23 protein-coding genes and 1 pseudogene are annotated in these 26,803 nt (G+C 28.4%); 16 read left to right on the top strand and 8 right to left on the bottom strand.

Annotated elements, in window-relative coordinates:
- Window positions 1–108 precede the first annotated feature (108 nt).
- Window positions 109–2,979, bottom strand: coding sequence for an excinuclease ABC subunit UvrA (uvrA, locus tag psc1_RS00970; RefSeq protein ID WP_023161492.1), 2,871 nt, complete (start codon window positions 2,977–2,979; stop codon window positions 109–111).
- 1,479 nt (window positions 2,980–4,458) lie between these two features.
- Here uvrA and psc1_RS00965 point away from each other — a divergent pair.
- The 9 genes from psc1_RS00965 to psc1_RS00925 all read left to right on the top strand — a co-directional run bounded on the left by psc1_RS00965 (window position 4,459) and on the right by psc1_RS00925 (window position 13,019).
- Window positions 4,459–6,375, top strand: a complete 1,917-nt coding sequence (locus tag psc1_RS00965) for a hypothetical protein (protein WP_373375698.1) — start codon at window positions 4,459–4,461, stop codon at window positions 6,373–6,375.
- Between the two features lie 503 nt (window positions 6,376–6,878).
- The gene (locus psc1_RS00960) at window positions 6,879–7,040 is read left to right on the top strand and encodes a hypothetical protein (RefSeq protein WP_161954754.1); all 162 of its coding nucleotides are present in this window, start codon (window positions 6,879–6,881) and stop codon (window positions 7,038–7,040) included.
- A gap of 56 nt (window positions 7,041–7,096) precedes the next feature.
- Entirely contained in the window at window positions 7,097–9,094 is a 1,998-nt protein-coding gene (gene ligA / locus psc1_RS00955; protein WP_023161449.1) for an NAD-dependent DNA ligase LigA, read from the top strand.
- Between the two features lie 30 nt (window positions 9,095–9,124).
- Entirely contained in the window at window positions 9,125–10,054 is a 930-nt protein-coding gene (gene whiA / locus psc1_RS00950; RefSeq protein WP_122225376.1) for a DNA-binding protein WhiA, read from the top strand.
- A gap of 414 nt (window positions 10,055–10,468) precedes the next feature.
- Window positions 10,469–10,924, top strand: a complete 456-nt coding sequence (locus psc1_RS00945; RefSeq protein WP_373375697.1) for a hypothetical protein — start codon at window positions 10,469–10,471, stop codon at window positions 10,922–10,924.
- Entirely contained in the window at window positions 10,924–11,463 is a 540-nt protein-coding gene (locus psc1_RS00940; protein ID WP_373375696.1) for a hypothetical protein, read from the top strand. The genes psc1_RS00945 and psc1_RS00940 overlap by 1 nt, the downstream gene beginning before the upstream one ends.
- 371 nt (window positions 11,464–11,834) lie before the next feature.
- Window positions 11,835–12,152, top strand: a complete 318-nt coding sequence (locus tag psc1_RS00935; RefSeq protein ID WP_373375695.1) for a hypothetical protein — start codon at window positions 11,835–11,837, stop codon at window positions 12,150–12,152.
- A gap of 11 nt (window positions 12,153–12,163) precedes the next feature.
- Window positions 12,164–12,364 carry a hypothetical protein gene (locus psc1_RS00930; protein WP_023161346.1) on the top strand — a complete coding sequence of 67 codons (201 nt, stop codon included), beginning with the start codon at window positions 12,164–12,166 and terminating at the stop codon, window positions 12,362–12,364.
- 352 nt (window positions 12,365–12,716) lie between these two features.
- On the top strand, window positions 12,717–13,019 hold the full coding sequence (locus psc1_RS00925; RefSeq protein ID WP_373375694.1) for a hypothetical protein: 303 nt from the start codon (window positions 12,717–12,719) through the stop codon (window positions 13,017–13,019).
- Between the two features lie 412 nt (window positions 13,020–13,431).
- Here the strand turns inward: psc1_RS00925 and psc1_RS00920 are convergent, their stop codons facing one another.
- From psc1_RS00920 to psc1_RS00910, 3 genes are all read right to left on the bottom strand, one after another.
- Window positions 13,432–13,797: a hypothetical protein gene (locus psc1_RS00920; RefSeq protein WP_373375693.1), complete on the bottom strand. Its 366-nt coding sequence runs from the start codon at window positions 13,795–13,797 to the stop codon at window positions 13,432–13,434.
- Window positions 13,798–13,907: 110 nt separating this feature from the next.
- Window positions 13,908–14,360 (bottom strand): hypothetical protein, encoded by a 453-nt coding sequence (locus tag psc1_RS00915; protein ID WP_373375692.1) that lies wholly within the window; start codon window positions 14,358–14,360, stop codon window positions 13,908–13,910.
- Window positions 14,357–14,794, bottom strand: coding sequence for a hypothetical protein (locus tag psc1_RS00910; protein ID WP_023161349.1), 438 nt, complete (start codon window positions 14,792–14,794; stop codon window positions 14,357–14,359). Before psc1_RS00910 ends, psc1_RS00915 begins: the two co-directional genes overlap by 4 nt.
- 355 nt (window positions 14,795–15,149) lie before the next feature.
- Here psc1_RS00910 and acpS point away from each other — a divergent pair, with 355 nt between their 5' ends.
- The 6 genes from acpS to lepA all read left to right on the top strand — a co-directional run bounded on the left by acpS (window position 15,150) and on the right by lepA (window position 21,076).
- Window positions 15,150–15,527, top strand: coding sequence for a holo-ACP synthase (gene acpS, locus psc1_RS00905; RefSeq protein WP_023161350.1), 378 nt, complete (start codon window positions 15,150–15,152; stop codon window positions 15,525–15,527).
- Between the two features lie 111 nt (window positions 15,528–15,638).
- Window positions 15,639–16,994, top strand: a complete 1,356-nt coding sequence (locus psc1_RS00900) for an FAD-dependent oxidoreductase (protein WP_373375691.1) — start codon at window positions 15,639–15,641, stop codon at window positions 16,992–16,994.
- 117 nt (window positions 16,995–17,111) lie between these two features.
- Complete coding sequence (locus psc1_RS00895; protein WP_023161352.1) at window positions 17,112–17,723, top strand: superoxide dismutase; 612 nt, start codon at window positions 17,112–17,114, stop codon at window positions 17,721–17,723.
- Complete coding sequence (locus psc1_RS00890) at window positions 17,716–18,117, top strand: transcription antitermination protein NusB (protein ID WP_023161353.1); 402 nt, start codon at window positions 17,716–17,718, stop codon at window positions 18,115–18,117. Before psc1_RS00895 ends, psc1_RS00890 begins: the two co-directional genes overlap by 8 nt.
- Window positions 18,118–18,443: 326 nt before the next feature.
- Window positions 18,444–18,629 (top strand): hypothetical protein, encoded by a 186-nt coding sequence (locus psc1_RS00885; RefSeq protein WP_373375690.1) that lies wholly within the window; start codon window positions 18,444–18,446, stop codon window positions 18,627–18,629.
- 629 nt (window positions 18,630–19,258) lie between these two features.
- The gene (lepA, locus tag psc1_RS00880; protein ID WP_023161355.1) at window positions 19,259–21,076 is read left to right on the top strand and encodes a translation elongation factor 4; all 1,818 of its coding nucleotides are present in this window, start codon (window positions 19,259–19,261) and stop codon (window positions 21,074–21,076) included.
- A 254-nt stretch (window positions 21,077–21,330) separates the two neighbouring features.
- On the opposite strand, the gene psc1_RS00875 is transcribed toward lepA, so the two are convergent.
- The 4 genes from psc1_RS00875 to psc1_RS00860 form a co-directional block, all read right to left on the bottom strand.
- Window positions 21,331–22,023, bottom strand: a complete 693-nt coding sequence (locus tag psc1_RS00875; RefSeq protein WP_373375689.1) for a hypothetical protein — start codon at window positions 22,021–22,023, stop codon at window positions 21,331–21,333.
- Window positions 22,024–22,151: 128 nt separating this feature from the next.
- Entirely contained in the window at window positions 22,152–22,367 is a 216-nt protein-coding gene (locus psc1_RS00870; protein ID WP_023161357.1) for a hypothetical protein, read from the bottom strand.
- Window positions 22,368–22,677: 310 nt separating this feature from the next.
- Window positions 22,678–24,006, bottom strand: coding sequence for a TldD/PmbA family protein (locus tag psc1_RS00865; protein WP_122225371.1), 1,329 nt, complete (start codon window positions 24,004–24,006; stop codon window positions 22,678–22,680).
- Window positions 24,003–25,385 carry a TldD/PmbA family protein gene (locus tag psc1_RS00860; RefSeq protein WP_373375688.1) on the bottom strand — a complete coding sequence of 461 codons (1,383 nt, stop codon included), beginning with the start codon at window positions 25,383–25,385 and terminating at the stop codon, window positions 24,003–24,005. Before psc1_RS00860 ends, psc1_RS00865 begins: the two co-directional genes overlap by 4 nt.
- Window positions 25,386–26,007: 622 nt before the next feature.
- Between psc1_RS00860 and psc1_RS00855 the strand changes: the two are divergent.
- Window positions 26,008–26,544, top strand: a pseudogene (locus tag psc1_RS00855) (sucrose phosphorylase); the annotation flags it as partial.
- Window positions 26,545–26,803 lie beyond the last annotated feature (259 nt).

The following is a 26,803-nucleotide window of genomic DNA, read 5'->3' as shown; positions in this document are numbered from 1 at the left end:
TTTTAACACATTACAAAACACAAAAAGTTATTGAAATACTAAAATTATTTTCCTCAAGACTTTTGACAAAATACATAACAAAACTAACAAAAATGACTTCTGCTAGTTTTATTCTGCCAAGATCTTTTTTAAATATTGTCCTGTATAACTATTTTTATTTTTACTAACTTCCTCAGGAGTTCCTTGTGCCACAATAAAACCTCCTTTAGCTCCTCCCTCAGGTCCTAAATCAATAATATAATCAGCATTTTTAATCACATCTAAATTATGTTCAATGATAATAATAGTAGCTTTTTGATCTACCATTTGATGCAAAACAGCAATTAATTGTTTAACATCTTCTGAATGCAAGCCAGTAGTTGGTTCATCTAAGACATATAAAGCCCCAGGAATAACTTTTTTATTCAATTCACTCGCTAATTTAACCCTTTGGGCTTCTCCGCCTGATAAAGTGGATGAGGATTGACCTAATTTAATATAACCTAAACCCACATTTTGCAAGATTTCTAATTGAAATTTAATTTTAGGATGATTTTGAAAAAAAATGACCCCTTCATCGACACTTAAAGCAAGCACTTCGGCAATGTTTTTATTTTTGTACTTAATACTTAAGGTTTCTTTTTGATACCTTGTGCCTTGGCAACTTTGGCAAACGACATAAACATCTGGCAAAAAATGCATTGAAATTTTTTTAACTCCATCGCCAGTACAAGCCTCACATCGACCACCTTTCACATTGAAAGAAAAGCGTCCCTTTTGATAACCTCTGATTTTAGCTTCTTGAGTTTGAGCATATAAATCTCTTATTTGGTCAAAAATACCTGTATAGGTTAAAGGGTTGCTTCTAGGAGTTTTTCCAATCGATGATTGTGAAATTTCTACTACTTTTTTCACACAATTAAAATCAAAAACAAAAGGACAACAATCTTTTTGACTATTTTTTTTGTTTTTAAGGTTGCATTTATCTTGCAAACTACGCAACAAAACATCATTGACTAAAGTTGATTTGCCAGATCCTGAAACCCCTGTTACTACAGTTAATGTTTCCATTGGAAAAACAACATTAATGTTTTTTAAATTGTTTTTTGCAGCCTTTTTAACTAAAATGCTTTTTTTATTACCACTTCTTCTTTTGGCAGGAACACTAATTTGAATGGCTTTCGATAAATACTTACCAGTTAAACTATTCGGGTTTTGCATGACTTCTTGTGGAGTGCCTGCTGCTATCAAATTACCTCCTAAAAGTCCTGCTTTTGGTCCAATATCGATTAAATAATCAGCCGCTAACATAGTATCATGATCATGTTCGACAACAATTAAAGAATTACCTAAATCTCGCATTTTTTTCAAAGAATTAATTAACAAATCATTATCTTTTTGATGCAAACCAATAGAAGGCTCATCTAAAACATATAAAACCCCTGATAATTTAGACCCAATTTGGGTCGCTAAACGAATCCTTTGAGCCTCTCCGCCTGACAAAGTCGAACCTCCTCTAGCTAAAGTTAAATAACCTAAACCAATTTCTTGTAAAAAAGTCAGACGATAAATAATTTCTTGTAAAGCTAGATGAATAATTTTTTGTTCTTCTGTTTTGAAAGTCAATCCTTGAATGAATTGCAACATCTCATCAATAGATAAACTAGTTAATTCATAAATATTTTTGCCATTAATTTTAAACAGTAAAGCTCCTTTATTTAGCCTTTGCCCTTGGCAAGAATGACAAGTTTGTTCGATCATATAATTAAAAAGTAATTTTTTGAACCATTCGCTATTAGTCTCTTCATAACGTCTTTTAAGGGTAGTTAAGATACCTTCAAAAAAATGATGTTTATAAAAAAGTTTTTTTTGGGACAACTTACCACTTATTGAAGGTTTTTCTGATGTACCGTAAAGTATAAGCTTTAATTTTTGTGGTTCTAGTTGTTTTAAAGGAGTATTTTCATCAATTTGATAATAACTGCAAACATTTTTTAACTCTTGTTGCTGTTGGGAAAAGTTATTATATTCGCCATTATTTTTATAAATCAAAATAGCTCCCTCATTAAGAGATTTATCAAAATCGACTACCATATTTTCATCGATTTGAGCTTTAATGCCAATCCCTTTGCAACTAGGGCAAGCTCCTACAGGCGTGTTGAAAGAAAAAAGCCTATTTTCTCGCACTGGAACATCAAAATCAGCTCCTTCTAAATGATAATTACGATTTAATTTCAAAAAACGAGGTTTTTTGTTGGTAGAATGGGCATCATAATGCATGATAAAAACTTTGCTTTGAGTTAATTGTAAAGCTTGTTCTAAAGCTTCAAAAAGTCTTGTTTGGTTGACTTCATTAACTTCTAAACGATCAACGACGACATAAATGCTATGATTTTTATTTTGTTCTAAAACAGGAATATCATCGATTAAATAAATCATATCATCAACTATCACCCGCCCAAAACCATCACTGGCAAGTTTTTGCAAGGTTTTTTGGTGAGTCCCTTTTTGTCTTTCAATCACAGGAGCTAAAACTAAAATCAACTTAGATAAAAAAGATTGGTTAATGATTTGAATCATTTGTTCAATGGTTTGTTTTTCTAAAGCAATATTTTTGGTAGGATGAAAAGGGACGCTGACGTTTGCATAAACCAGTCTTAAATAATCATAAATTTCTGTAATAGTGCCAACAGTTGAACGAGGATTATGGGAAGTTGTTTTTTGATCAATACTGATAGAAGGACTTAGACCTTCAATACTATCAACATCAGGTTTTTCAAAATTGCCTAAAAATTGTCTAGCATATGCACTTAATGATTCAACATATCTTCTTTTTCCTTCCTGATATAAGGTGTCAAAAGCTAAAGAAGATTTCCCAGAACCAGACAAACCAGTGATAACAACTAATTTATATTTGGGGATATCGATGTTGATATTTTTTAAGTTATTTTCGCGCGCCCCACGCACTTTGATAAATTGATTATTAGTTTTATGATTCATTTTTTGATTTCCTTTAATTGATATTAAAAATTGAGCTGTTTTGGTTAAATAGATGACTTTTTTTTGGATAAAAGATACAAGTCAAAACAAATTTTCTTATATAGGAATTATAACAAAAAAGCTAACCAAAAGAATAAGCAAATAACATTTTAATAAAATCACTAGATAAAAACAAAGGTAAAAAGATTTCCCAAGCACAAAACTTGTTCTTTTGAGTATATAATGATTTTTAGTATGCAATAACTCATAATAAACTAAAGTCATTAATTGCTTGTTTGAAACACAAAGTGTTATTTGAACAATATTTTTGCTTTCTTTCATCTTTCTTTTTATATTTTATATTAATTTTTATATTAATTTTTAACACATACTTAGAAAAAATATATTTACAAAATTATAAATACGAAGCATTTAGCACGTTTAACTTTTAAAAAAGTAGTTGTTTTTTCAACGTTTTTTAAACTTGATAATAAACTTTATGATTATAATTAAATGTCTAGAAGTATTAGGCTGCTCCCTTATCTTATTTTAATTTGGTCACAAAAACTAAAAAACTTCAATACAACAAAATCAATTAAATGCAGCGAATCAAATTATTTAGCAACAGCGGTAAGAAAAACAATAGAAATTAAAAAATAAACTTAAAAAAAGGCAAAAAATTAAATAAAACCGATAGAAAAGTGGAAAAAATAAAAGAACAATTAACAACAACAAATACAAAAAAACACAAACATCGGAGGTTAATTAAAAACATTAACTGAGCAAAATAAAACATTACGAAATAAGTGAAATGTGTTGACAGTCATATACAACAATACAAAACAAAACAGAATCAAACATAATATGTACAAACAACATCCAATTTAGACGATATAACAAACACAACAAAAAAACAAAAACTTAACTACCCGAAACCAAACACTTACAAATCAACTAACTAATAAAATCCCCATTAATAATAGAAAAACATGATAATGACTAATTGGCACAACCCTAGTAATTATCACCTGTTTTAGCATTATTATTAAATATTGATCTTCAAAACTTAATAAATTATATAAGTTATCTTATTAGGGCGTTTATATATAAACTTAACGCATAACGCATAAAAAGACATAACTAATGATATTTTTTTGTTTTTTGGTGGTATAATAAAATTAATAGTGATATCTAGATAAAATAGTTACTATAGAAAGTCGCTATGTAAAATTAATGATTCGACTTTAATAATAATTTTTATTAAATGAAATTTTTCAATAAAAAATAATGTACATATTTTTCATCATCGATTTCATTAAGAAAGGAGGTTGTTTTTGTAAATTAGTTTCTTTTTCATCAAGCATTAAAGTTGTATATTATTAAGTCTAAGAGTTATTTTGATCATTTTTTCCACCTAAGAAAGACTTTTTTATTAAAGAAAGGTTAAAAAATTAACAAATTATGATATGTAAAAAAATCAAAAAGGTTGTAAAATCTTTTATGTGTAAGAAATTAATCGCTTTCTTAGTTTTTAGTTTTATAATAATTAATTTCTCAATTTTTTCAAATAATGTCACAGGGAAACAGACAGAAAATAATCCAAACTCATCAACTTCAGAAGTTCGATCATCAGATGATTCAACTATCTTAAACAATAAAAAAACTCATATTCAAAATTTTTTAAAACATAATTCAACCAAAATTACTTTAACAGCTGAAGAAGTTCTAAACGTTCATCAACAATCAGTCTTAGATAAAATTCTAAAACCTAATCAAACAACATTGTCATTAAACAATGTCGTTTTGACTTTCGCTTCAACTAAACATTTGGTAGCTGCAGCCAGTACAACTGCTTCTAATTTGGAAGGAACAGTAACATATAATAACACCACCCCAACCATAGCACAATTAAATAGTTTGTTAAAATCAACAAATACAGCGATTATTTTAACTAGTGAAGAAAGCAGAAACCCTAATCATCAATCAGTTTTAAATAAAGTTTTAAACCCTGGCCAAAATTTATCTTCAGAGATGGTTAATATTAGTTTTAACAGCAGCACTTCTGAATTAAAAATAGCAGTGGCAAGCAGTTGTTGTACAATAACAGGCTCAGAAGTTGTTTTTAACCAAATATCAGTCACCCAAGATTTAAGCACTTTCACAAAAACTCCAACAGATCAAGCAATTACTGTTACACAAGCAGAATCTACAAATCCAACCCAAGGGACTGTAAATAAGTTCTTACAAACAGCTGGTTCATTGACTGTAGGTACTGATGTAACAATTACATTTAACGCTAACGAAAGAAAAGCAACCCTTGCTGTTGTTGCAAATTCTACTAGAGCACAAGGTGATAATGTTGTATTTACTAATGTAACAGTAACAGTAGAAAAACAAGATTTAAGCACTTTCACACACGATAATAAAAATAAAGCAATTACTATTACACAAGCAGAATCTACAACTCCAACTCAAGACACTTTAAATAAATTCTTACAAACAGCTGGTTCATTGACTGTAGGTACTGATGTAACATTTACATTTAATGCTAACGAAAGAAAAGCAACCCTTGCTTCGGCTCCAGATTCTACTAAAGTACAAGGTAGTGTTGTATTTACTAATGTAACAGTAGAAAAACAAGATTTAAGCACTTTCACAAAACCTACAACTGAAACAATTACTGTTACACAAGCAGAATCTACAAATCCAACCCAAGCGACTGTAAATAAGTTATTACAAACAGATGGTTCATTGAATGTAGGTACTGATGTAACAATTACATTTAACGCTAACGAAAGAAAAGCAACCCTTGCTTCGGCTCCAAATTCTACTAAAGTACAAGGTAGTGTTGTATTTACTAATGTAACAGTAGAAAAACCAGCATTAAACGCAACATTAACAGTAAAAGAGTTAGGTCAAATAAATGCAAGAACTCAAGCTGCAGTTAAAGCTGCAATGTTAAGTAAAAATACTAATTTACAAAATGTAGACCAAAATAGATTTACAATTACTTTAGATACTGATGCTAGCAAAAACAAAGCAACAGTAACGCATCCAGATTTTGCTTATGCAGTAGAAGTTTCATTTAGCGTTCAACTTAAATTAGAATCTATCTTGATTTCAACCCAAAGGGATTTAGGGAAGTTGCCTGAAAGAAGTGTTGATGCAGTCCGAAAAGCATTGTTAACTAAAAAAATTATCTCATCATTGACGCCCGAACAACAACAACACCTCAAAATAGAATTAATCGAAAATAAAAACGAAGCAGATATTTCATCTTCTGATTTTAGTGGTACTATCAGAATCACTTTTAGCGTGCAATCATATACAGGTTTAATATTTTTTGTTGTGACAGTATTATCGTTGATAATCATCATGTTTGTGATCACTATCAAAAGAATCAAAGAAGTCAAATAATGAAAAGCCATCCGCAAGGATGGTGTTTTCTCTTTTTGGCAAACACATCAAATAAATGTTATAATATGATTGAAAGTTGATAGTTATTTTGAAATTTGAAATGATGATATTTATTTTTAAAATACCCAAAAGAGTTATTTATGTCTATCAATTATTTAAAATTAGAATAGATATTAAAAAAATCGACAATTTAGAAAATATTTTAAATTTGTTAAGTTGAAATATTGCTTGTAATATTCCAATGGGGGCATAAGTAGTTGCGACCAAAAAATTTCAGTTTGAAGCAAAATGATTAGAGAAAATATTAATCGTTTCAGCCATTCAAACTAATAAACCCAGATGAAAACAAAAATAAATGCATTCGATATACGGCAACAAGTTAATTTACGCAAAATTAAGACAAAAAAATCCAAAATGCCATTATCATCCCGAAAAAACTAAACAATAACTTACTATTAACTACATCAATACTAGGTTAATTTGGAGTCAAACTAAACAAAATAATGATTATCACCAATATCAAACCTTATTTACAAAAAGCACTTGATGACGTCAAACAAAAAAACTCATTTAAGGACTCAAAAGTTAGGACTGTCACCTTAGGAAATACTTTAATTTCGGAATATAATTACAGCATGACCGCTCAACAAATTAGGAAAAATTAGTACCGATACAAACTAGTTAATAACCAAAAAATACTAAATTAAAATAAGGGAGCGACATGGAAACAACAGCAATCAAAAAAATTAAATCTTTGGTAAAACTACTCAATGAAGCTAATTATCAGTATTATAATTTAAGTAACCCTAAAATCAACGATCAACAATACGACGCTTTATTAAAAGAGTTAATTATTTTAGAAACTAATTATCCACAACACAGACTCCCTTATAGTCCGACTTTAAAAATAGGTGGTTTTGTCGAAAAAAAATTTAAAAATTTCCACCACACCATCCCGATGATGTCTTTGGATAACGCTTTTAACATTGAAGAATTAAAAAACTTTTACGATCGGATTGTTAAAATCAACCCTTCTTTTAGTTTATTGACTGAATTAAAGATCGATGGGGTAGCGATTAATTTAAAATATAAAAAAGGTATTTTAACACAAGCTTTAACTAGAGGAAACGGTATTTTAGGCGAAGATATTACTAAAAATGTGCAAACTATCAAAACTGTTCCTTTGAAACTATCCCAACCAATCGATATAGAAGTAAGGGGCGAAATTTATCTTTCTTATCCGGCTTTTGAAAAACTAAACCAAAAACAAAAAGAAAACAACAAAACCCCATTCGCTAACCCCAGAAATGCCGCTTCCGGAACTTTAAGACAACTAAACTCCAAAATAGTTGCACAAAGAAATTTATCTATTTTTATTTATAATATCGCTTCTCCTTATTTGATCAAACCGACCCAATTAGCAAGCTTAGAATTTTTAATTCAACTTGGTTTTACAGTCAACCCTCATTATAATTTGGCTTTGACTTTTGAAGATTTATTAGTTAAAATACAAAATTATAAAGTCATCAAAGATACACAACCATACGATACTGATGGAGTTGTGATTAAAGTCAACGAACTGGCTTTGCATGCCTTAATTGGGGCGACTTCTAAAGCACCAAAATGGGCGATAGCTTACAAATTCCCAGCGAAAACTAGTCAAAGTATTGTCACTGATATTATTTTCCAATTAGGAAGAACAGGCATGATTACTCCTATTTGCCAAATTATGCCAGTGTTAGTAGATGGTAGTTTGATTTCAAAAGTAGTTTTACACAATTATGATTTTATTAGCAAAAAAGATATCCGTATAGGTGATTGTGTCACAGTTCACAAAGCAGGATCTGTCATTCCTGAAATTTTAGAAGTTGTTGCAAGCAAAAGAACAAACCAAAAAAAAACGATGATGATTTTACAATGCCCTTATTGTAAAAGTAATTTGGTTAAAAAAGAGGGCAAAGTTGATTATTTCTGCTTAAATGATGATTGTTACTGGCAAAAAATTCAAAGATTGATTCATTTTGTCTCCAAAAAAGCAATGGATATTAACGTTTTAGGAGAAAAGACAATAATTACTTTGTTTAACCAACATTTAATCCAAAAACCATCGGATTTATATTTGTTACATACCCATTTAAACATTTTACAAACTTTGCCTAGTTTTGGACAAAAAAAAATTAATAATATTTTAAAAGCAATTGAACAAAGCAAGACCAAACCTTTGGAACGTGTTTTATTTGGTTTAGGAATTAAACACGTGGGAGAAAAAATCTCACAAGTATTGGTAAAAAACAATTTATCCCTAGAAAAACTGGCAACTATTAAACTTGAAGCCTTAACTGCTATTCCTGAAATAGGTGATAAAATTGCCAAAAGTATTAACATATTTTTTAACAATCCTCGTAATATAGCAGAAATTCAAAAATTGCAACAATTAGGAGTTTCTTTCCAAAACACCATCAACCAAACTGTCGTAAAAAAAACTTTTTTTAGCGATAAAAAAATTGTTTTAACAGGAACACTACAAAATTATACTCGTCTTGAATTAACCCAAATTCTAAAACAAATGGGGGCTAATATCAGTAGTTCTCTTTCTGCTAAAACTGATTTTTTGATTGCTGGCACTAATGCTGGTTCTAAATTAACCAAGGCACAAAAATTAAAAATAAGTATCATCGAAGAAGCACAATTAGAAAAATGGATCAAACAAACCGATTAGCCATTTTAAAAAAAGATTAAAGAGGGCATCATGTCTTTTACCGTTAAAATCAAAGAAGAAATCGCTTTGCAAAATTTCTCGATGTTAGAAAATTTTTTTGAACTAACAGCTTTATTGCATTTTGGTGGAACATTAGAAAAAAACTACCAAAAAACTATCTTATGGTTCAAAACTAAAAACCTTAAAATCGCTAGAAGATTCTTGATTTTGATCAAAACCTTTTATGATGTCAAATCTTTTTTGATGACTAGCAAAGAATATAATTTACCTCATTCAAAAAGTATTTACATCGGGATTGAAAAACATATACCTTTGATTTTGGAAAAACATCATTTTTTATTGACCGACAAAAAAGGGCTCTTTTGGCAATTTAAAAAAAATATCAAAATTAAACAAGCATATCTCAGGGGGGCTTTCTTTTGTGTAGGACACGTAGCTGATCCAAAAAAAAACAACAATCATTTAGAATTATTTCATAAAGACTTCGAAAAAATTAACTTAATTCAACAATTAATGTTTGAATTCAACCTTAAAGCCAAACAGATAATCCATAAAAAGGGTTTTTTGGTCTATTTAAAAAAATCACAGATGATTATTGATTTTTTAAGGTTAATTGGCGCTTTAGAGATCGTTTTTCAATACGAAAAAACTAATATTCAAAAAGATTTGAACCAAATAATTAAATCAACTATTAACTTTGAAATATCGAACGAAAAAAAAATCCTTGACACCGCCCATCAGCAATTACAATCCATTAACTTATTAGAAAAAAATACCCTTAAAGCTAAAATTATCAACAAAAACCAAAAAATGAAACAAATTATAAATTTAAGAAAAAAATACCCTGATTTAAGTTTAAAAGAACTGACTAAAAAATATTATCAACAATATCGCACCAAAATTACTAAATCGGGTCTAAATTATTATTTTCAAAAGATCAAAAAAATGAATAAAGAATAAATTGAAAAAACTAATAAAACTCTATAGTTGCTAGTTTTTGGTTAATTAAAAAAATATTTAACAAATTAAAACAGTCAATTAATAAAAATTAAACAAATCAAACTAAACAAAAAGACTCTAATAATTAGGGTCTTTTTCTTTGATTTAAACTGTTAAACAACTTGGAAAAAGTACAAATTTTGCCATTAATTGTGTTTTTTTTTTTTTTGATGTATAATGTAAGTATAATTATATGTTTTTTTCATGGAGATATCTATGATGTTTAAAAAAGATATAAGGTTATTTGTATCAAATCAAAACCTAGTTTTAAAAAAAATAGATAATATTGTGAATAGGATTTATTAATATGCATCTAAATAAAAAATAATAACTCATTTAGAAATCCTTTTAGGACTATTTTTAGCTTCTTTTGGTTTGTTTTTTCTAATTTTTCCTAGTGTTAATCATGTTGATATCAAAGATAAAAATGTTGAAGGGGCATGTATTATTTCTGACAGTACCAACGAAATAGCGATTTTGTTAAATAAATATTTACCCTTTAAAAAACCGTTATCTTTAATTATTATTTTCATTATTCTTTCTTGGTTTTGTCTTTTGATCGCTAGTTTTTTCTTAAAAACAAAAATAATAAAAAAATCATTTCTCGCAACTTTAATCTTATCACTTTTTTTAATCTTTTTTTGTTTGGTTTTTTCTAAAAATCAACAACAAGTTTTTAATACTTTTACTGTAGCTAAATATAATATTAAGGAATTTTCAGAATATCAAGATTATCGTTTAAAAGATTGGTTTTTTAACGGAGACGGTGGTTTGTTTTTTCAAACCGCTTTCTTTGGGGTGGTTTTTTTGGATTTTCAGCTTATTTATTGATGGTACGCAATCAAATTTATTTAGGTATCAATATTTTAATCAAAGCCCTTGTTACCAAATTAAAAAAAAATCATAATAAATGGTTATTATTTGGGTTAATTTTGGGAACTGATATTATTATTTTGCTAATATCTTTTTTTACTTTTAAAATCATTAATGTAGATGGTTATATTGTTTCTTATGATAGTAAAGATGTTTTTTTAAGTTTAAATTGGTATATCTTAGGAAATTGTTCTGTTTATTATCTGATATTCAAAAATGCCTTAATAATTGATATCATATTATATGATAAAGAATCAAAAAATACTAAATTTTATAAAATTACATGGTGGTTTATCTTGTTTGGTGTCATCGTTCATGCATTCTCTTTTCTATCTTTTGTATACCAAAAAAAACTTTCCAATCAATCGTATACATCAGATACAGATATAATGTTTTTTGTGTTTTTTATGGTCTGTATGTTTTTAATTCCTTTGTTTTTCATTCCTAAAATTCTCAAAAAAAAGCAAGCTACCCCTAAAAAAGACTCTAATAATTAGGGTCTTTTTTTTGATTTAAACCGTTAAACAACTTAGAAAAAGTATAAACTTTGCCATTAATTGTTTTTTTTGATGTATAATATAAGTATAATTATATGTTTTTTTCATAATGATATCTATGATGTTAAAAAAGATATAAGGTGGTTCAATACCAAACCACAACCTAGTTTTAATAATATTAGTGATGGCGAGTAAATCATAAAGGTGAAGTATCTGAATTCTAATGAAGAAAATAATTAGAAAGGAAATAAGTCTTAATGTTGCCAAAAAAATCTCATAAAAATGATCAAAATAAAAAAATATATTTTTTTGTTATGTCGCTTGGAGTGATTTTAGTTTTGTGTTTGATTTGCTTGTTTTGCTATACAAATATGTTTCAAGTAGAATATATTAATGGCAAATATGGTAAAACGAATTATTGGGGGTTGCTTTTTCAAATAACTTTATATTGGTTTATCTTGAAAACATTACATGATTTATTTAAAAAACAAAAACAAGAAGAAAAATTTTTTTTACCGAGTTGGAGTCGTCTTTCTCCTCTTTCTGCGGTATTCAATCATCAATTATCAAATAATCCTAAAATTCGCGTTCAACAAGAAAAACTTATTAAACAAAAAAAATATTCAAATAGCAAGACATATAACGGCAATTATAACAATTTTTTACTTTGTTATACATTGAATTGCTGAATTATAAAATTTTGCGACAATGGTGGTCATCTCCTTTTACTTATAAAGATTGGTGTAATTTAGGTTGCTCTTCGTTTCTTTTTTATTTACTTATATCTTTAAACATAAAATTATATCGGGTTTGCAAAAACAAAGAAGCTTTAGATGAAGAAGATAAAATCATTCAAAACCAAGAACAAATTAAAATTAATCAAAAAGACTCTAATAATTAGGGTCTTTTTTTGGTTTAAACCGTTAAACAACTTAGAAAAAATATAAACTTTGCCATTAATTGTTTTTTTGATGTATAATTTAAGTGTAATTATATGTTTTTTTCATGGTGATATCTATGATGTTTAAAAAAAGATATAAGGTGTTTTGTATCAAACCACAACCAAAAACTAGTTATATAAAAGACATATAATTAAATAAAGGGAAGTAAAGAAGGTGGTTAAAAAAATTAAATTTTAGTTATTGATGGAATAAATAAATTTTTTAGACCTTGGTAGTAATTTTTAACTTTATTTAAAAAAAATCTTTTTTTAAATTATGTCTTATTTATCAAGAAAGGAAATAAATATTAAAATGAATAACAATTCAATAAAATTAGATAAAAACACAATTAAATATCGTAAATGGTCTTTAATTCATTGGACATTATTTTTAGCTAGTGTTATTTTTTTCATTATCTTTTCCATTTGTCATTTCTGTAATGTACCAAATGACAATGTTTATTTAATTTTAGCTACTATTTTTATAACTTTATGGTTTGCTTCTGATGTTATATTTCAAATTACTGAAACAGGGCAGTATAGTTGCTATTTTTTCACTTTAATTAAAAAAATCTTTAAAAATAAAAAAAATTCTAAAATAACCAAAGATAAATAATTTTAAACTAATCAAAAAGACTCTAATAATTAGGGGTCTTTTTTTTGTTGATTTATCTTAAAAACATAACTTTATAAATCAAATAATCATGTTATAATATAAAGAAACTTAACGACTTAGAACCCAATAAATGAATATCCAATTAATTCAGATTAAAAAGATTCAAAAATTGACTGCAAGAATTTTATCTAATCAAGAAAAAAAGTTTTTCAAACTTTTTGCCATCTCGAAAGACAATTAACTTTACAATTTGAAAATGAAATATTTAATGTTTTAAAGTTTAAAAGCAAAAAAAAGACCAACTATAAAAGTTGATCTTAAATGTTATTTTTGACTTTTGTATTTTTATGTGATAATGGAAAGAGTCATGTGGTCTTTGTGAAAAATATTTTCACAAAACATGAGATTTATTTTAAATTAAAATTGGGTGTTTTCGATTTGGTTCAAGTTTATAATTGCTCTTTATGGTTCCGTCATAGTTATAGTCAGTTATGCTTTTGCCTCGAAAAACAGTATAATGAGCATCTTTGGAAGAATTAGGGCTATAATGAGTGACAGTATCTACGATCCCGGTGTTGACACAAAATTTAGCCACTATATAAATGCGATAAGGCATTATAAGACAAGTTGATTGAAAACGTTTGCCGTTAGCATCGAAATAATCTACAATCCCTTCCTTAGATATATTGACAGTGTTTGGAAAACCTGTTTTTGGTCTTTTATCATCTTTTCCATAAATATTAAGTCTTGTAGTTTTAACTTCTCTTTTTATAGTCATTATTAGCTCCTTTGGTTATTTTTTTAATAATCTTGCAAATAATCATCTAATACAACAACTAAAACTTGAAAACTCCTAAATTAGTGTTATAATTTAAATTTTTTAATAAATTATTCATCGACTTCAATTTCTTTTTCTTTGAAGTGACGATTAATAATTGTTTCTCGATCTTCATCGACTTCAATTTCTTTTTCTTTGAAGTGACGATCTGGATCTTCTTCACTTTCTTTGAAGTCATGATTAATTGTTCCATCATAGTTATAAAACTTTAGTTCTGTTCCTTTAATAACAGAATAAGATGAATTTCCATACATAGTGATAGTATCTACAATCCCTGTATCCGCAAAATATTTACATACTACATATTCGCGAAAAGGTATATGAATTAAAGTACTTTGAAAACGTTTACCGTTAGCATCAAAATGGTCAACAATCCCATTGTCAAATACAGTGATAGCGTTAGGTAAGCCCGTTTGTGGTCTTTTATTGTTGTCTCCAAAAGCATAATCAAAACTTAAATGAAAAACAGGACCCAAACATTTAACTATTTTTTTCTTCTTCATTGTTTTACTCCTTTGATTAAATTTTTATAATCTTGAAAATATTTTACATTAACTGTTTTTTTGCTATATTTAATAATATATTTATCAATAAATTTACCAGTTTTAGCATCATAAATATAAAGCCAAACATTGCCTTTAGAATCTGTAAATTCTTCTGTTATTACATTACGATATATAGCAATTAATTTACCAGTTTCATAATCATATACATATAACCACATTTCACCGTTAACAAATTCTTTTACTATGTCCACTTCTTTATCGTATTTAGGCGAAGATGCTTGTAACACTAAAGGATGTTTTTGACTTTGAACCCACCAAAATGGACTAACTGAATTTAGTCTTGTTAATGCATCTCTTCGAATTTGCAAAACTTCACTAACTTGATTTGGATCCAACAATGTTGCATCAACTTGAGGTCTTACCAAACTCATTGTTTGAGCTAAGACCGAATGAGAACCAAAACTAAAAATAATAATTATAAATATGAAGCAAAATACTTGATATATGCGTTTTGTGTAGCTATACTTAGTTTTTTTGATTATTTTTAATAATCATTACTTCCTTCCTTTGTTTTTTTCTAATTCTTCACACTACCCAACAAAAACCGAATCACCAACACCACCAATAGTATGTTTATTATTATAACATAAAATAAGATAAATAATTTTAAATTTATTTTATACATCAAATAACAGTTTTTTAAAATAATGAAGTTCAAGCAAACTTTAATAAAAAATAAGTAAAAACCTTTTCAAAAGTCAAAATAAAAAAGAAGAAAGAAACTATATGAATATCCAAAATATCGGCATCGATTTAGTCGAAATCAAAAAGATTCAAAATATTGGCATTGAAAAACTGGCTGCAAGAGTTTTATCTGATCAAGAAAAAAAAGTTTTTCAAACTTTTTGCCATCTCGAAAGACAATTAACTTTTTTAGCCGGCAGATGGGCAGCCAAAGAAGCCCTTTTCAAAGCCTTCCAAACACAAGCTAAACTCAATTATAGCAAAACCAATTATTGCGATTGGTCTATTTTAAATGATCAAAATGGCGTTCCTTATTTAGCAGATGATCGTTTTAAAAACCAAGTTTTGCTTTCTCTTTCGCATACATCTAATTATGCTGTGGCAATTGTTGTTGTCTTGCTAAAAGAAATAAAAAAATAAAGAAATAAATTTTTTTGCCTTATTTGATAATTTTAGTTGTATAATTAAAAGTGTATAGGAAAAAATCTTGAAACAAAAAAAATATTGTAAAAAAAGAGGTGATAACATTTTATGAAAGTTATCGTTATTGGTTGTACTCATGCAGGCACTGCCGCAGCAAAAACTATTAAAAAATTTCAACCCCAAACTGATATTTTAGTTTACGAAAGAAATGACAACATTTCTTTTCTTTCTTGTGGGATTGCTTTGTATGTTGGAGGAGTTGTTAAAGACAATCGTGGTCTTTTTTATTCTAACCCAGATGAATTAATCAGCATGGGCATTAACACGAAATTAAAACATGAAGTTTTAAAAGTGGATTTTGCCAAAAAAGAAATTTTAGTCAAAAATTTAGAAACCAAAAAAGAATTTACCGATAATTACGATAAATTAGTAATTGCTGCCGGTTCTTGGCCTGTTATTCCACCGATTCCAGGAATTAACAGTAAAAACGTTTTATTATCTAAAAATTTTAGTCATGCCAAAGAAATTATTGCTTACAGCAAAAAAGTGAAAAAAATAACTGTCGTTGGCGCTGGATATATCGGCATTGAATTAGCTGAAGCTTTTGCTTTGCAAAAAAAAGAAGTTGTTTTGATCGATGGCGAACAACGTATCATGTCTAAATATTTAGATCAAGAATTTACTGATTTAGCCCAACAAGAATTAATCAATCATGGCACTACCTTAGCTTTAGGACAAAAAATAGCTGGGTTTGAAGTCAAAGATAATTTAGTAACTCATGTTAAAACCGATAAGGTTTCTTTTGAAACTGAAATGGTAATTATGTGTATTAGTTTTAGACCAAATACCCAATTATTTGCTAACGATTTAAAAACTTCTTTCAACGGAGCTTTAGTAGTTAACGAATATATGCAAACTTCTGACCCTGATGTTTATGCTTGTGGCGATTGTGTTAATGTTTATTATAATCCCAATCAAGAAGTCAAATACATGCCTTTAGCAACCAATGCTATACGAATGGGAACTTTAGTAGGTTTAAATATTAGTGAACAAAAAATCAAATACTTAGGCACTCAGGGTACTAGTGGTATCAAAATTATTGATTTAAATATTTCTTCGACTGGTTTGACAGAAACAGTAGCTAAAGATTTAGGTAAAAACTATGACGTTGTTACCATTAAAGATGCAAATCGACCGGAATTTATGCCTGAATTTGAAACAGTGACTTTAAAACTTGTTTTTGATAAAGATACTCGCAAGATTTTAGGCGGACAAATTGTTTCTCGCTTGGATTTAACCGAAAAAATAAATACTTTAAGTGTTTGCATCCAAAATGAAATGACAGTCGAACAATTAGCTTTTGTTGATTTTTTCTTCCAACCTCATTTCAACAAACCTTGGGGATTACTCAATTTAGCTGGTTTAAAAGCTTTAGAAAACAGCCCTGCTACAAGTCAACAATAAAATTAAAAAATCAAATTAAAATTTCATTTTAAAGCATTGTTTGTTTCTCTTACGGACTCAGGCAATGTTTTTTTATTGAAATCTTACCAAACAAATTAAAAAAGGGGTATATTACCGATGCAATTTAGTTTACCTAAACTTAATTTTAAATACGACGCTTTAGAACCGTTTTTTGATGCCAAAACAATGGAAATCCACCACACCAAACACCATCAAACATATATCAACAATTTAAATGACGCTTTAAAACAACATCAACAAATTAATTTAACTTTAGAACAAATGCTAACTAATTTATCTTTGCTTCCAAAAGACATTAGACAAATAGTGCGTAATAACGGTGGCGGTCATTTTAATCATACTTTTTTTTGGACTCTTCTGAAATTAAACCATGGCATCTTACCCCAAGGTTTATTAGAAGAATTGATTAACCGTGATTTCGGTTCATTAGAAGGGTTTAAAAATGCTTTTGCCAACATTGCTAAAACTATCTTTGGTAGTGGTTGGGCTTGGATGATAATAAATCCAAAAGGTCATTTAGAAGTAACTTCAACCCCTAATCAAGATGTAGTCTTAGACCAAGGCATCCCTCTAATTGGTTTGGATGTCTGGGAACATGCTTATTATTTAAATTATCAAAATCGCAGAATTGATTATATTGAAGCTTTTTTCAATGTTTTAGATTGGCAGCAAGTAGCAACTAATCTAAAAAATAATTACCATGTGTAAGCCAAAAACTAATAAAAAAGCACGTTTATTAAGGATTGAAGTGATTAAATTATTGTATCAATATGATTTTTATGATTCTAATTTTGATCCTTTATCTGGGCGCATCAAAACCATCGATCCTTGTTTTAATCAAATTATTAATAAACTGCAATCGATCGATGAAATTATAATCAAAAACCTGTTTAATTACAAACTAAATCGTTTAAATAAAATTGATAAAGCCATTATTCGTTGGGCTACTTTTGAATTGTTAGAAAAAACTACCCCCCATGCAATCATTATTGACGAAGCAGTCGAATTAACTAAGCAATTTTGCAATTTAAACGACGAAAAACAACATAAATTTAATAATAAATTACTAGATAAAATCCGCTTACAATTGCAAGGAAAATAGAATAATATCAAAAAGAGATTTTTAAAAGTCTCTTTTTTTTATTTTCTAACAAAGCATTTATTGCAAAAAAGCTCCTCTTTTTTTGTTATAATATCTTTGAATCGATGATTTTTTTATTATCAATGATGCTAAACATCCCAATCAAAAGGAGAATCAAAAATATTTTTACTAAAAAATCTTGAAAAACTATCGAAGAGCAAAAATGAGAACAAACACAAATAATTAAGACCAAAAAAAATATTGCTACTTATAAGCAAATTATTCAAAAACATGAGCTTTAATTTTATTTTTTCTTTCAATTTTGCTCCTTTTGTTTTGTATAATGCATGCAGTTTAAAATCAATCCACCAACAAACCAAACCATCAATGATAAAACTCAAGCAATCATTAATTCAGCAAATCAAAACATCTTTTGGCAAGCTTTAGAAATTACTGTATTAAATGTCATTATCTCAGACATGTTGTCATGCTTTGCTTTGAAAACTAGCTCGTTTTACAGTTATTCTTTTTAATCTTTTTTAGGTAGTTTTTATGATATATTTAAATTTCAATTCTAAAACTAATAAAGTAAACATAAATCCATATGATATATTTATTAGCATCAGTCTTTTTATTTTCTTTTTAATAAGTAATTTTTTTTATCATTATTTTCCTTTGTTATAAAAAATTTCGCAAACAAAAAAACACTTGTTTATAAAATCGCTTTTGTCAGTTTTAATTTTTGTATCTTTACTGTCTTTTATTTGTTTTTATTTGGAATTATTGTAGCAATAGTTAATTCAGAAAATATCAAAATTTTTAAAAATGTTTGGGTTGTTATTAATTTATTAATTTTTAGTGGTTTTATTGTTGGAAGCTCTATTTTTATTGTCAAAATTTTACATCCTTTTAGATATGCTTTTGCAAAGACGAATAGATGCCAAATACGAAGTTACTTTATCTTTTTTTGTTTTATTTGTGTTTGTAATCTATCCGATTTTTAAAACATTTATTGCAACGTTTAACAAAAAAAATAATAACTTTTCATTTAAAAATAAACAAAAGGTTAATTTTTGTTGTCTTACAAAAGCCGTCAAAACTTACCACCAAAACAATTACTAACAAAAAATCTCAAAAATCAAAAACCAAAGGAATGCAACGCATGGATATAACTAAAATAAAAGAAAGACAAACTCGTATTCGTAATTTTTCTATTATCGCTCACATCGACCACGGAAAATCTACCTTAGCTGACCGCATCTTAGAACTGACAGGAACCATTGACAAAAGAGCGATGCAAAATCAAATTCTTGATTCAATGGATTTAGAACGAGAAAGAGGGATCACAATTAAATTAAATGCTGTCGAAATTATGTATCATGCTAAAAATGGCAAAGATTATATTATGCATTTAATCGATACCCCCGGTCATGTTGATTTTAGTTATGAAGTTTCGCGTTCTTTGGCTGCTTGCGAAGGGGCGCTTTTGGTAATTGATGCAGCTCAAGGCATCCAAGCCCAGACTTTAGCTAATGTTTACTTAGCAAAAGATAATCATTTAACCATCCTTCCTGTACTTAACAAAGTCGATCTCCCCAGCGCCGATGTACCAAAAGTCAAAGCAGAAATCAAAGAAACATTAGGGTTTGATCCAACCAACACCCTTTTAGCTAGTGGCAAAACAGGCTTAGGTGTAATTGAAATTTTAGAACAAATTGTAGCTGTCATCAACCCCCCACAAGGAGATTCCCAAAGTCCTTTGCAAGCGTTAATCTTTGATTCTTATTTTGACCCTTACAAAGGAGTCGTTCCTTCGATTCGACTAATTAATGGTACAGTGAAAAAAGGCGATCAAATTCGTTTTATGGCAAGTAAACAAGTTTATGAAGTCGTAGAAGTAGGAGTTTATAACCCGAAGCAAATTGTTAAAGATTTTTTAGCCCCCGGAGATGTTGGTTATCTAACTGCCGCTATTAAAAGTATTGATCATGTAAGAGTAGGTGACACCATTACTACTCAACAAAATCCCACATTACGACCTTTACCTGGTTACAAACAAATGAATTCGGTAGTTTTTTGTGGTCTTTATCCAGTCGAAATTAATAAATATGAAGCTTTAAAAGATGCTTTGGAAAAATTAAAATTAAATGATTCGTCTTTGATGTTTGAACCCGAAAGCTCTTCAGCGTTAGGACTTGGATTTCGAACTGGCTTTTTAGGACTTTTACATATGGAAATCATTCAAGAACGCATTAGTCGTGAATTTGGTGTTGAAGTTATTGCCACCGCTCCTTCAGTGATTTATCATGTCTACACTCTCAAAGGACAAAAACTTTTAGTCGATAACCCTTCTAAATTGCCACCTGCTCAAATGATCCAAAGAATCGAAGAACCCTTTATCAAAGCAACTATCATCTGTCCTGAAATTTATATCGGCAAGGTTATGGAATTATCACAAAATAAAAGAGGTAGTTTACAAAACATTGCATACATCGACCAACAAAGAACTCAAATTAGTTATTTATTGCCTTTTTCTGAGATTATTTATAATTATTTTGATAAATTAAAATCTTTAACCAAAGGTTATGCTTCCTTTGATTATGAAATTGATCAATATCGTGTTTCTAAATTGCAAAAAATGGATATTTTGTTAAACTCAGAAGTAATTGATGCCTTATCTTTGATTGTGCATCAAGATTTTGCTTACGAAAGAGGGAAAGTTATTTGTGAGGCTTTAAAAGAGTTTATTCCCAAGCAGATGTTTGAAATTCCTATTCAAGCCGCTTTGGGTAAAAAAATTATTGCCCGCGAGACCATCAAAGCAATGCGTAAAGATGTCACCGCTAAACTTTATGGAGGAGATGTAACTAGGAAAAAGAAACTTTTAGAAAAACAAAAAAAAGGGAAAAAGAAAATGAAAACTTTAGGTAAAGTCCAATTACCGCAAAAAGCCTTTTTAGCAATTCTTTCAACCAAATAATGCCCTTAAAAAACTGACTTTTTAATTTAGATTCATCTACTGCTTTTTTTGGATAAAGATTGAATATAATAAAAAAGTCTAAAAACATCAATGATATTCTTAAAAAAACTAAATTAAAGAAGTTTTTTCTTGAAATATAAAAACAACCACCCTTTAAGAGTGGTTATTTTTATATATATTATTGAAAAAAGTATCAAATTATAATAAAAAAGAACATTTCAATAATGTTCTTTTTTTGTTAGATAAATTAGTTGCTAAAATGTCCAATTACCCCACCAAAAAGATTGAGTTTTTCTAAACCAACACTTATTTCTAATATCATAGAATAACTTTCTCTTACGACCATCAAACTCATAATGATTATCATTATTTTTGATTTGGTTCCAATTTTGTTGCACATAATTTATTTCTTGAGTTGAGGCTTTTTCTTGCATAAATCTATCTTTATAAATAATATTTGGTGCACCGCTATTATTATTATTTGAGGTTGAAGTTGGTTTGTTGTTAGTTCCTTGTTGTGATTGTCCGTCAGTAGTTGGAGTTGTTGGAGTTGTTGGAGTTGGAGCGTTAGCACCTTGTGTTTTTCCGTTAGTAGCTAGCGGTGGTGTTGGTGTTTCTGTGTTAGTTTCTTCAGCTGGTTGTTCTGAATAATCTTCTATCACTATTTTTTCTTTATAATAACTTGCCATTAGTTCGTTAGCAAATGTTTTATTATTAAATGTATCGAAAGTGTTTTTTGCAAAAGGAAAAGGATACCAAAATCCACCTAAAGTAACGATAATCAAACAATTGCCTAAAATTAAAAAAGCTTTTTTAAGATTGTGTTTATTGCTGAATTCTTCTTTAATAAAAGTAATTCCTAAAACACTTGGGGTCACCGGTAAAAATAAAAAACCAATTTTTAAGATATTGAAAATAAAACCTTGTGGAGTGAAAAAATTTTTCAAATAATTTTCTTCTTGTTGCCCGTTGTTTTTTAAAAAAGATAAACTACTTAATAGTTGGATTCCTACAATATAAATTAAAGGATAGACAAAAAATAATTAATATACTTCTTTTTTTAGAAAGAGTATTTTTATCTAAGAAAATATAAAAAATTAAAAAATAATGATGGTAAAATGATTTTATGTAAACGAAAAAAATAATTAAAAATATCATCTTTATTTATTAACAAATCAACGTTAGAAGCCATTTCTGAAGAAGCAAAAATTAAAGTAATAACAGCAGAAATTAAAGCAGTCAAACAAACCCAATAATAAACTTTATTATCTGTTTGTTTGGCAAGATTCATAAAAAGAATAACAATAATTAAAATATTAGTAATATTAGGATGAGAAAAATAAAAGGAGTTTGAAAGCCTGTAGCATGAAATGCACCTAATATAACATAAAAGATAGTTATAAAACTAACAACAGAAGTGCCAATAAAAAATAATAATTTAATAAGATTATCGATATTTATTTTTGCATTAACTGATTTTGACATATGTTTTTTATATTCTTTCTAAATGATTTGGTGAAAATATTTTAAAAAAATTAAGAAAAAAAGAGGCATTATTTAATAAAAAAGACATTTAAACAAAAGAATTTTACAAAACTCATCTATTTTTCGCCACCAACACTTAATTCTTTAACATAAACACTAGCACTACCAAAGCCTGAAGGATGAAATTCAAAATCATTCGCAATGTCTTCGATGTTTTTTAAAACTTCAAAAAAATTTCCTGAAATAACAATCATTTTAACAGGGGTTGTAATTTTGCCTTTTTCAATTTTAAAACCACTAGCTTGAAGGCTAAAATCTCCACTAAAAGTCTTAATCCCTGCATGCATTCCAATTAAATCAGTAATATAGACTCCTAATTCAATCTTAGAAATCATTTTTTCAAAAGAATTAGTGCCTGGAACTAAATAGCAATTAACCATTGCAATACTACCACCAAAACTATTGCCAGTTGGTGTTTGGTTAAAAATGTGAGCTGTTTTCAAATCATGAATAAAACCTTTAAAAACTCCTTGCGAAACGATGGCTTTAGTTTGACAAGCCACCCCTTCTTCATCGAATTTTTCTTTAAAATAAGCATCTTTGTGTAAAGGGTCATCGATGATATTTACTTTCGGAGAGGCAATTAAGTGCTTGACTTTGTTTTTTAATTTGGTTAAATTACGATAAGCATTATTACCAGAAAAGATTTCACTAAAATTTGCTAGAATATAAGCAAACATTTTATTCGAAAATACTATCTGATATTTATCGGATGGCAAAGATTTGCCTCCCAATTGCTTTTCTGCTTCCTTGACTACTTGTCTAGCTTGCTTGATTGGATCAAACGCGCTAAATTCTTTTGCTAAGACACTTTTACCATGGCTTTCGATGTCTTGATCTTTTTGAAAAACCCCTGCTACATATAAAGAAGCATAACTATTTTGGTGAGTTAAATTGATGCCCTTAGAATTTAATAAAGTCTTTTTATAATAATTTTCTGAATAAAAAATGTTATTAGCTGTTTGCAAATAAGCACTTTTTTTGAGTTGTTTTTCTGCTTTTAATAATAATTGTCGTTTCGCTTGGAAAGGGATTTGACTAAAATCAAAGTTATTTTCTAAAACTTCCGGATAGCTGGGTGAACCTTCAAAAATAATGGCCGGTTCACAAGTAGTAATAGTTTGACAATTTTCTTTTAATTTAATTAAAGCATCTCTAAAAGTTTTATCATCAATTTTTTCAAAAAAAAGAGAAGCTTCTTTGTTATTAAAAATTCCTCTTAAAATAACAGTAGTATTATCGTTATAAATAGTATTATCGATTTGACTTTTATCTAAAGTTAACTCAAAACCTTTGTTTTCTTCGATAAGTATTTCCAAACCTTCAAAGCCTTGTTCTAAACTTTGATTAATCCATTTTTGATAATTGATTGCTTTTGAAGTCATTTGGTCTTTGTTCCTCCTACAATCATCTCTTTTACTCTAATAGTAGGCTGACCGACATCAACTGGAATAGAACCAGAAAGTGAACCGCACATCCCTTGACCCAAAACTAAATCATTGGCAACACGATCAATTTTTTGTAAGATATCAGCGCCATGACCGATTAACATCGCCCCTTTGACGTGGGTCGTTAATTTCCCGTTTTCGATCAGATAACCTTCGTTGACAACAAAATTAAATTCTCCAGTAGCAGGTATCACTGTTCCTCCACCTAAACTTTTGGCATATAGACCGTAAGGAGTATCTTTGATAATTTGTTCAGGCGTTTCGTTGCCTTTTTCAATGTAAGTTGAATTCATCCGAGAAGTAGGAGAATATTTATAAGATTGTCTGCGTGAAGAACCCGTAGCTTGTGTTTTCATTTTGCGACCGTTGCGATAATCGACTAAATATCCTTTTAAAATGCCTTTTTCAATCAAAAGATTTTTTTGGGTCTTGTGTCCTTCATCATCAAAATTAAGGCTCCCCCAAGCTCCTTCAATCGTACCATCATCATAAGCACTAACCACTTCGGAAGCAACTTTTTGGTTAAGTTTGTTGTTAAAAGGCGACAAACCTTTAGCAATCGCAGTAGCCTCTAAAGGATGACCACAAGCTTCATGAAAAATTACTCCACCAAAGCCGTGATTAATTACAACAGGCATTGTTTGCGGCTGCAAAGATGAAGCTTGCAATAATGAAACTGCTTGACTAGCAGCACTAATAGCTAAACTTTCTAAATCAATTTGATCAAAAAATTCTAAACCCATAGATCTACCTAGTGCTTGACTGCCTTCTTGCATTTCTTCGTTTTCTTGAGCGAAAGCCGACATGGAGCAACGAATATAATTTCTTGTATCTTTTTGATAAACCCCTAAACTATTTGCAATTAAAACATGTTGTTCTTTTTCGTTAAGAGTAACTATTGATTGAATAATACTAGCATCATAATCTTTTATTATTTTTGATAGTTTTAATAAAATTTGTGCTTTTTGGAGTTTAGACATGGAGTTAAAGTGTTTTTGCGTAGAATTGGGTATCTTTTGCGATTCTTTCAAAGGGATAGCCAAAGTGGCTTTACCTTGAAAAGATTGTCTCATCTTTAAAACCAAAGATAAAATACTATCATAATCTGTTTGGTTGGTATAACCATAAACTTCATCTAAACCTTGTAATAAACGGATACCTACTCCAAAAATATTGCTATACTTGGCACCTACTACTTTATCTCCTATGATCTTAAGAAAATCAGAGTTAGTATTTTCAAAAAATAATTCAGCAAAATCTGCGCCTTGCTGTAACGATAAGTTTAAAATCTTTTGAATTTCTTCTTTACTTATCATTAAATTTTACTACCTCCTTGCTATCTATAATCTAATTTATTCTATCATTTTTTTTAATAAATTGCAATCAATATGATGTTTGGAAATAATTTGGTGTTATTATGTGTTGTTATTTAGATTGATTTTAATTTTTTATTACTGTCCTTTTTAAAAGATAAGTTCATATCTTCATTTCCAAATTTAAAACTTTCATATCATAAACATTGAAATTCTTGCAAAACTAAAACTAACTCATAAATTATCAAAAATTGTAATTAAAATCCTTAGTGATGGCCTAATGATTTTGGTCATCTCTTTTTTTTGGCAATAAAATAAAAATAAAATAAAATTAACAACAAGTATGTTATAATTAAATTAATAATATTTTTGTAATGAAAATATTATGTTTGTAAAATGTTTTAAATAAATTAAATAAAAAAAAGTAAAGGTAGGAAGTTATGTATAATTATCCAAAAAAATAATAAGTTTAAAGTAAAAGTAAAGACTTTTTTTAATTCTATTTGACAATTTTTAAGCAAAAACCCAGTTCGAAACTCTTTTTGTGCCGTTTTTGTAGTAGTTTTAGTTTTATTACATCTCTATATTTTCCGTTTTTTTAACAATTCAGAACAACAACAATACTTCCAAAAAGTTATATCAAATTGGTGCCAACGTTAAAAAAACCTACTCTTCAGCTTCTTACAATAATTTAGATATTTATCAAATTAATTCAACTTATTATTCGGCTTTAGGTAATGATGATAATGCTTATTTATTGAGCCGAGTTTTCCAAGTTTTTGCACCAGGCATTCCACAAGTTTATTATGTTGGTCTTTTAGCTGGTTTAAACGATATTGAATTATTAGAAAAAACAAAAGAAGGTCGTAATATCAACCGTCATTATTATTCGCTTCAAGAAATCGAAAAAGAAGTAAAACGCCTTGTTGTCCAAAAATTATTGCACCTACTTACATGGCGCAATCAATTTGCTGCTTTTGATTTGGATGGTTCTATCGAAATTACAACCCCCACACAAACAACTATTAAAATTATCCGTCAAGATCGTACTAAAACCAATATTGCTGTTTTAAAAGCCGATGCTTTGGCTAAAACTTTTAGTATTACAGCTAATGGTATTTTGATTATGTCGCAATTCAACGACGATAAAAAAATTGTCTAAAAATTGATTTTTATAAAAATAAATGCCGCTTATTGCAAGCAGCATTTTTTTTTAAAATATCTCCTCATAACTTAAAAAAAACTAAAAAAATCTTATTTTTCTTAAAGTTACTAAACTTTACAAATTTTAAAATCAAAACTTTTTTTACTAAGAACTGTGATTAACTTTTTTTTGACTTAATTGTAGTTATTAATTCATCATTAAGCCTTTAATCCCTCTTTTGAGTTGGTTTGTTTCCGTGTTTAAAAAGACATTTTTT

The sequence above is a fragment of the Candidatus Phytoplasma solani genome (assembly GCF_041729705.1).
GTDB lineage: Bacteria > Bacillota_I > Bacilli_A > Acholeplasmatales > Acholeplasmataceae > Phytoplasma > Phytoplasma solani.
Note: the sequence above shows the minus strand (reverse complement) of the source record. Positions and strands in the feature narration are given on the sequence as shown.